The organism is Streptomyces sp. SP17BM10 (genome assembly GCF_036322405.1).
Classification (GTDB): domain Bacteria; phylum Actinomycetota; class Actinomycetes; order Streptomycetales; family Streptomycetaceae; genus Kitasatospora.
In genome coordinates this window covers 1-328 of the sequence record NZ_JAQYXB010000200.1, presented here as the reverse complement: position 1 = coordinate 328, position 328 = coordinate 1, and the positions used below count along the sequence as shown (strand labels likewise).

Sequence of the window (328 nt, the reverse complement as noted above, 5' to 3'; positions counted from 1 at the left end):
CTGGGTCGCCTTGCCGGACTCCCAGGCCGCCTTCTTCGCCTTCACGTCGGCCGCGCGGGAGGCCTCTTCGGCGTTGGCCATCTCGGTGGCCTGCTGCTTGGTGAAGACGGCGGCCTTGGCCTCGTCGGCGGCCTTCTGCGCCTCGTCCTTGCTCTTGTTGTCGGCGGCCGCCGAGTCCTGGGCCAGGTCGGAGGCGGTCTACGCATAGGACGCGGAGCGGAGCGGCGGCGTGGCGTGGCTGGTGGACGCGAGCGCCGAGTAACTGGCGCTGCGGCCCGCCGCGTCCGCGGAGGCCGCGGGGGCCGGGGGGGGCGGGGCGGGGGGGGCG

At 75.9% G+C, this 328-nt stretch carries 1 protein-coding gene; it reads left to right on the top strand.

Annotation, left to right across the window (positions count from 1 at the left end; all coding sequences use genetic code 11):
- The coding region (locus PUR71_RS00665; RefSeq protein ID WP_329924300.1) for a hypothetical protein at positions 1–208 on the top strand (208 nt) is incomplete at its 5' end.
- Positions 209–328 lie beyond the last annotated feature (120 nt).